This window comes from Nocardia sp. AB354, assembly GCF_049538315.1.
Taxonomy (GTDB): domain Bacteria; phylum Actinomycetota; class Actinomycetes; order Mycobacteriales; family Mycobacteriaceae; genus Nocardia; species Nocardia nova.
In genome coordinates, this window is sequence record NZ_JBMVFU010000013.1 from 187,923 (window position 1) to 194,506 (window position 6,584).

A 6,584-nucleotide genomic window follows, 5' to 3' on the forward strand; every position below is an offset into this window, starting at 1 on the left:
CGGCCCGACCTCGCGAGACCGGCCTCACTTCGCGACGGTCAGCAGGAATACCGCGTCGTCGATGGCCTTCACACTGTGCCGAGCCGAGGGAATGACGAGCAGATCGCCGGGCGAGCCCTTCCACTCGTTGGTGCCACAGATCAGAATCAGGGTTCCGGTCAGGACCTGCAGGGTGGCTTCGCCGTGAGTTTCGTGCTCGGCCAGGCTCTGGCCGGCGGTCAGCGCGATGAGGGTCTGGCGCAGGCTGTGGGTGTGGCCGCCGTAGAGGGTTTGCGAACTGCGTCCACTCGTGGCGGACGCGGCCAGCTTCAGCTGCTGGCGAGCCGCCGCCGTCAGCGATTTCTTGTCCATGATCTGCCTCTCGCGGTTCAGCCGGGATCGGGGCTGTGGTCACAGGCTGGATATCGCTGAGTATGCCGGACCCACCTCGCGCGGTCGGCCGTTTCGCCGATGCGATTCGGGTTCGATACCAGCCGGGTGCGATTCAGCCGACGGTGGCGGGGGCGGTGTCGCGGGCGAAGCGCCGGATCCGGTAGCGCAGCCCCGACCGCGACTGCGACCAGGGCGCGTCCTCCACCTGCCAGTCGCCCTCGATCGCGGGTGCGTAGGCGTCGCCGGGGATATCGGCGTCGATTTCGGTGACCATCAGATCGGTTGCGTAATCCATTGCCTGCCGGTAGATTTCGCCGCCACCGATGATCCACACGGTCTTCGCGGCGGCCAGTGCGATGGCGCTCGCCACCGAATCGGCGCGTTCGGCGCCCGCTGCCGACCACTGTGATTGCCGCGTGATCACGATATTGCGCCGTCCGGGCAGCGGCCGGAAGCGCGCGGGCAGCGAATCCCAGGTGCGCCGGCCCATCAGTACCGGATGATCGGCGGTGACCATTTTGAAATGCGCCACATCCTCGGGCACTCGCCACGGAATGGCGTTGTCCGCGCCGATCACGCCTGCCCGGGTCTGCGCCCAGATCAGCCCGATGCGGTTCATACCGCCACCGGTGCCTTGATCGCCGGATGATGGCGGTAGTCGAGCACTTCCACGTCGTCGAAGGTGTAGTCGAACAGGCTCGGCGCGGGCCGCAGATGCAACCGCGGGAACGGGTACGGCTCGCGGCTCAGCTGTTCGCGAACCTGCGTCAGATGGTTGTCGTAGATGTGGCAGTCGCCGCCGGTCCAGATGAAATCGCCGGGCTCCAATTCGGTCTGCTGCGCGACCATCTGGGTCAGCAGCGCGTAGCTCGCGATATTGAACGGCACCCCGAGAAACAGGTCGGCGCTGCGCTGATACAGCTGGCAGGACAGTTTTCCGTCCGCGACGTGGAATTGGAAGAACGCGTGGCACGGGGCCAGCGCCATCTTGTCCAGGTCCGCCACGTTCCACGCCGAGACGATGATCCGCCGGGAATCGGGATCGGTGCGCAGCGTCTGCAGGACCTGCGCTATCTGGTCGATGTGGGTGCCGTCCGGAGTGGGCCAGCTGCGCCACTGAACCCCGTAGACCGGCCCGAGTTCACCGTGCGCGTCGGCCCATTCGTCCCAGATCGTGACACCGTGCTCGTGCAGCCAGCGGATATTGGAATCGCCGCGCAGGAACCACAGCAATTCGTAGACGATCGATTTCAGATGCACCTTTTTCGTGGTGATCAGCGGAAAGCCGGCGGAGAGGTCGTAGCGCAGCTGATGTCCGAAAATCGAACGCGTACCCGTCCCGGTGCGGTCGGATTTCGGCGTACCGCGCTCGAGTACCAGCCGCAGCAGATCCTCGTACTGGGTGTCGTTTCCGGGCGCGCCGTCCATATCCGCAAGCCTAGCCTTCGGGCGACCACCGCCCTCATCGCGTGGTGGTCCGCTGGCTAGCCTGGGGCACCGTGCGCATGCTCTATGTGATCGGAATCGGCGCCGGGGATCCCCGGCAGGTGACCGTGCAGGCGGTCGAGGCGATTCGGCAGGTCGACACGTTCTTCGTCATCGGCAAGGGGGAGACCAAGCGGGAACTGACCGAGGTCCGCGCCGCGATCCTCGCCGCACACGCCGATCCGGAACATCGCGTGGTGGCCATCGCCGATCCGCCGCGCGAACGCGCGGTCTCCGGCGCCGACGACTATCGCGAGGTGGTCGAGGACTGGCATCGCCGCCGTGCCGAACTGCTGGCCGAGGCGTTCGATGCCACCGAGGGGGTCGGCGGCATTCTGGTCTGGGGCGATCCCTCGCTCTACGACAGCACCCTGCGGATGGTGCAGCGAGTGCTGGACGCGGGAACGCGATTCGAGTACGAGGTGATCCCGGGCGTCACCAGTGCCCAGGCTCTGGCGGCGGCCCACCGCATCGTGCTGCACGAGATCGGCGAACCGGTGCACATCACCACCGGTCGCCGCGTGCGCGCCGAGGGCGTGGCGGCGGACGGGCCGACACTGGTGATGCTCGACGGCGAGTGTTCGTTCACGCAGGTGCCGGGCGACGATCTGCACATCTGGTGGGGCGCTTACCTGGGGATGCCGGACGAGACGTTGATCGAGGGGCCGCTGCGCGCGGTGGAGGATCGAATCGTGCGGCGCCGCAACGAACTTCGGGAGGCGAAGGGGTGGGTAATGGACATATACCTTTTGCGCAGAATCGGTTAGCCGCCCGGCGTTCCGCGGACATGTCCGAAATAGCTCCAAAATTGCTGTGGAATAAATCGATACGAATGTGATCCACGCCACCGGCCGGTTCGAATCACTGTCAATCGATCGAAATCCGACTGGAGGTTTTCATGGCAGGGCAGCATTCGGCGGCATCGGGACAGTGGTGCCGGCGCGTTGGTTCCTCGCTCGTCCTCGGCGCGTTGCCACTGACCGTGGCACTGTGGCAGACGGGCGTGGCAGGGGCGGCCGCGCCGACCACCGATTCGGGTGTGGCGCCGGCAACGGGGATGCTGCCGGACGCCGGAACCGTCGCCGCCGGCGTATCGAACGCGGCGGACGCGGCCGCACGCGCGGTCGCGCAGACCAACCCCTGGCAGTTCCAGCCGAGCGCGGCGACCGACCCGGCCGTGCCGCCGTTCGCCGCGCCGATCGCGGATCCGGAACCGAATGCCGCCACCGCCGACGCCACCGCGCCGGCCGCCGCACCCGCCCCCGGCTCCATCTCGTCGAACCGTAACGCCGCGAACAGCACTCGGGCGGTGCCCGATCTCACCGCCCCGGCAATGGTGAATCCGGGCGCACTGCATCTGCCCGATCTCGCCCATCCGGCGCCGCCGGTGGCGCCGATCAAGGCGCCCGAGGGCACCATCCGGATCGGTTCGGTCGTGACGCCGCGGCCCGACTTCATCGATCCGCAGCTGACCGGGCAGATCAACGATTCCGCCGCGCAGGCCGAGGCCGGGCTGGCGCAGACCATGGACTCCGCCGGATTCGAGCCGTCGCGTTCGGATCGCATCGCAGCGGACACCCTCGGCGGCGCGGTGATCGGGTCCAGCGTGGGCAATATCGTCAGCAGCCCCATCGCGAGCACCAGCGCGATGGTCGGCGCGGTCGCCGGTCTGATCGCCGGGATCCCGTTCCTGCCGGCGGGCCTGGTCGTCATGCCGGTCGTCGGCGCCGCCATCGGTTACGCGGTGATCGCGGCGCCGGCCGCTGCCGCGGGTGCCGCGATCGGCGCAGGAGTGGGCGCGATCGAGGGTGCGGTCGCCCCCGGTGTGGCCACGCCGCAGCAGGGGCCCGCCCAGATGTGACGCGAGTCGCGTGCCGCGGTGATCGAATCGCGTGCCGCGAGGCCGACGGCCGCGTTCTCCCAGTGGGAACGCGGCCGTTCGCATCGGCCGGGTCTCCGCTCGCCGTGTGAAAGCGGCCGGTTGTCGGTGGACGCCGGTAGGCTGCGGGAATGCCCGAGTTGCCGGAGATCATGGCGCTCGAACAGTTTCTGGTCGAGCATGCCGTAGGCGCGGTTGTCGGGCGGGTCGACGTCGCGGCGCTGAGCGTGCTGAAAACGTTCGATCCGCCGGTGACCGCGCTGTCGGGACGCGACGTCACCGGTGCCGGGCACTGGGGTAAACATCTGGGCCTCGACTGCGACGGCCTGTGGTTGATCACGCATCTGTCCCGCGGCGGCTGGCTGCGCTGGATCGACGAACCGGGCGCCGCGCCGCCGAAACCGGGTAAAGGCCCGCTCGCGCTGCGGGTCCACTTCTTCACCCGCGAGGGCGCGACACCCGCCTTCGATCTCACCGAGGCGGGCACCAAGAAGCGGCTCGCGGTCTGGATCACCGAGGATCCGCAGTCGGTGCCGGGCATCGCCCGACTGGGCCCCGACGCGCTCGAGATCTCCGAGGACGGCTTCGCCGAACTCCTCGCCGGCACCTCGCAACGGTTGAAGACCGTGCTGGCCGATCAGACCGTGCTGGCCGGCATCGGCAACGCCTACTCCGACGAGATCCTGCACGCCGCCCGGCTCTCGCCCTTCGCCACCGCGTCCACGCTCGGCGCGGACAAGGTCGCCGAGTTGTACCGGGCCATGCGCGAAATCCTCACCGACGCGATCACCCGCTCCGTCGGCCAGGACGCGGCCCGGCTCAAGGGAGAGAAGCGCTCCGGCATGCAGGTGCACGCGCGGACCGGACTGCCGTGCCCGGTCTGCGGTGACACCGTGCGGGAAGTCGCCTACGCCGACAAATCGTTCCAGTACTGCCCGACCTGTCAGACCGGCGGCAAGATCCTCGCCGACCGGCGCATGTCCCGGCTGCTGAAGTAGGTCAGACCGGCGCGGGAACCCGGACTCCTTGCCAGGCAAGGCGTTTCGCACGATCCGGATCGACCTCCACCCGAGCCGGGCTGTCGATGATGCGGGTGCTGCGGCGCTGCTCGGTGTACTGCGGCCAGGACGGCAGCGGCTCGCCCTTACGGGCGAACGAGAGCCAGTTGTCCTGGAATTCGCGCTGCACCGCGAGGAAGTCCCGATAGCCGCCGGCCGCGGTGAGCCCGCGCCCGATGGGGCTGTCCACCCCGCCGAACACCGGGATCAGATCGAGGGCGTGGGTGGCGCCGAAACCGGCCAGCTGGACCGCGCGCGGCGCGTAGTCGAGCCGATAGGCGTAGGTCGGGGCGTGGCGGCTGTGGCCCTCGAGCACCTCCACGGTGGGCCGCCAGAAGACGAAGTCGCCGCCCATGCGCACGGCGGCCCGCCGCGACGGGTACCCGGGATAGGCTGCCACGACCCGCTTTTCGAGGTCGGCGTCGCCGCATCGCGACAGCGCCACGTGCAGTTGTTCGGCGGTGGTGGGCAGGGAGCGATCGAAGCGTTTGAACAGGGTCGCCTCGTGGCGGTTGGTGCCGATGATCAGCGGGACGGCGTGAGCGCGCCCGGCGGCGATGGCGTCGATCGGATCCATCGGCAGGAAGTCGCCGTCGACGACCGGGGCGGCGGGGAAACTGCCCGGCTGCCGCCACAGCACATCGCCGATCGCGCGATCGGCGGCCTTGCGGATGTCGTTCGAGCCGGCGGTGCTGAGCGCCTCGGCCGCCTGTTCCGGCGTGGCGCCGAGGTTGTCGACGCAGCGCCGGGCGAAGATCCGCGCCGCCTCGGCCGTCAGCGACCAGTCCGCCGGCGCGCTCTGCGCGATGCCGCGGTGGAACAGCCCGGCCGCGGCCGGGGTGGCGAGCAGGCTGACCACCGCATGCGCGCCGGCCGATTCGCCGAAGATGGTGACATTGTTCGGATCGCCGCCGAAGGCCGCGATATTGCGCTGCACCCACCGCAGCGCCGCCACCTGGTCGCGCAGACCCAGATTCGATTCGAACGGCCTTGTCTCCGTGGAGAATTCACCGAAGTCGACGTAGCCGAAGGCGCCCAGCCGATAGTTGAACGATACGACGATCACATCGCCGCGCAACGCCAGCCGGGCGCCGGAGTACAACCGCAGCGCCGAGGTGCCCAGCACGTAACCGCCACCGTGGATGAACACCATGACCGGCCGGGGTGTGGCGGCCGGTTCCGCGGGCGCGGTCACATTCAGGGTCAGGCAGTCTTCACTCGTCGGCTGCGGGCCGCGTGGTCCGATCCGGGCGCCGTCCCGCTGCTGCATCGCGGCGAATCCGTATTCGGTGGCCAAGCGCACCCCGGACCAGCTCTCGACGGGCTGCGGCGCGCGGAAACGAAGATCGCCGACCGGCGGCGCGGCGAAGGGAATCGAACGCCACTGCACGATGCGACGACGCCTGAGACCGCGGACAACGCCGTCGGCGGTCGTGATGTCAACCATTACCCGATGCTAACCGTTACTGCAGGTACCCTTCGACCTGCTTCACGGGGTTGGCCTGGGCCTCGTCCGGGTTGCCGCCCTGATCGATGCGGGCCCGCCGCTGCCGCAGCAGATCCCAGCACTGATCCAGCATCACCTCGAGATCGGCCAGCTTCGCCCGCTCGGTCTCGGGATCGAGCTCCCCGCTGGTGGCCTTGGACCGCAGCTGATGCTCCTGCTTCACCAGGTCCTGGATATGGGCAAGGATGTCCTGTTCGGTCATGAGGCCATGGTACGGCGCGGGTGCGGGGTGTAGTGCGGCCCTGCCCTCCGGTTGCGGATCCCTGCGGTGGCGCCACATTGA

Annotated in this window: 8 protein-coding genes; 3 read left to right on the top strand and 5 right to left on the bottom strand. The window is 68.8% G+C overall.

Going from position 1 to position 6,584, the window contains the following annotated elements:
• Window positions 1-24 precede the first annotated feature (24 nt).
• The 3 genes from ACPCUW_RS20130 to ACPCUW_RS20140 form a co-directional block, all read right to left on the bottom strand.
• Complete coding sequence (locus tag ACPCUW_RS20130; RefSeq protein WP_030517171.1) at window positions 25-351, bottom strand: cupin domain-containing protein; 327 nt, start codon at window positions 349-351, stop codon at window positions 25-27.
• Window positions 352-484: 133 nt separating this feature from the next.
• Window positions 485-991, bottom strand: a complete 507-nt coding sequence (locus ACPCUW_RS20135) for a dihydrofolate reductase (protein ID WP_423426419.1) — start codon at window positions 989-991, stop codon at window positions 485-487.
• Complete coding sequence (locus ACPCUW_RS20140; RefSeq protein ID WP_030517173.1) at window positions 988-1,800, bottom strand: thymidylate synthase; 813 nt, start codon at window positions 1,798-1,800, stop codon at window positions 988-990. Before ACPCUW_RS20140 ends, ACPCUW_RS20135 begins: the two co-directional genes overlap by 4 nt.
• Window positions 1,801-1,871: 71 nt before the next feature.
• Here ACPCUW_RS20140 and cobF point away from each other — a divergent pair, with 71 nt between their 5' ends.
• The 3 genes from cobF to ACPCUW_RS20155 all read left to right on the top strand — a co-directional run bounded on the left by cobF (window position 1,872) and on the right by ACPCUW_RS20155 (window position 4,734).
• Window positions 1,872-2,624 carry a precorrin-6A synthase (deacetylating) gene (gene cobF, locus ACPCUW_RS20145; RefSeq protein WP_423426422.1) on the top strand — a complete coding sequence of 251 codons (753 nt, stop codon included), beginning with the start codon at window positions 1,872-1,874 and terminating at the stop codon, window positions 2,622-2,624.
• 131 nt (window positions 2,625-2,755) lie between these two features.
• Window positions 2,756-3,718: a DUF456 domain-containing protein gene (locus ACPCUW_RS20150; protein WP_305780624.1), complete on the top strand. Its 963-nt coding sequence runs from the start codon at window positions 2,756-2,758 to the stop codon at window positions 3,716-3,718.
• A gap of 149 nt (window positions 3,719-3,867) precedes the next feature.
• Complete coding sequence (locus ACPCUW_RS20155) at window positions 3,868-4,734, top strand: Fpg/Nei family DNA glycosylase (RefSeq protein ID WP_030517176.1); 867 nt, start codon at window positions 3,868-3,870, stop codon at window positions 4,732-4,734.
• A gap of 1 nt (window position 4,735) precedes the next feature.
• On the opposite strand, the gene ACPCUW_RS20160 is transcribed toward ACPCUW_RS20155, so the two are convergent.
• Window positions 4,736-6,241 (bottom strand): carboxylesterase/lipase family protein, encoded by a 1,506-nt coding sequence (locus ACPCUW_RS20160; protein ID WP_063014219.1) that lies wholly within the window; start codon window positions 6,239-6,241, stop codon window positions 4,736-4,738.
• 16 nt (window positions 6,242-6,257) lie between these two features.
• The gene (locus ACPCUW_RS20165; protein ID WP_030517178.1) at window positions 6,258-6,503 is read right to left on the bottom strand and encodes a DUF2630 family protein; all 246 of its coding nucleotides are present in this window, start codon (window positions 6,501-6,503) and stop codon (window positions 6,258-6,260) included.
• Window positions 6,504-6,584: the final 81 nt, after the last annotated feature.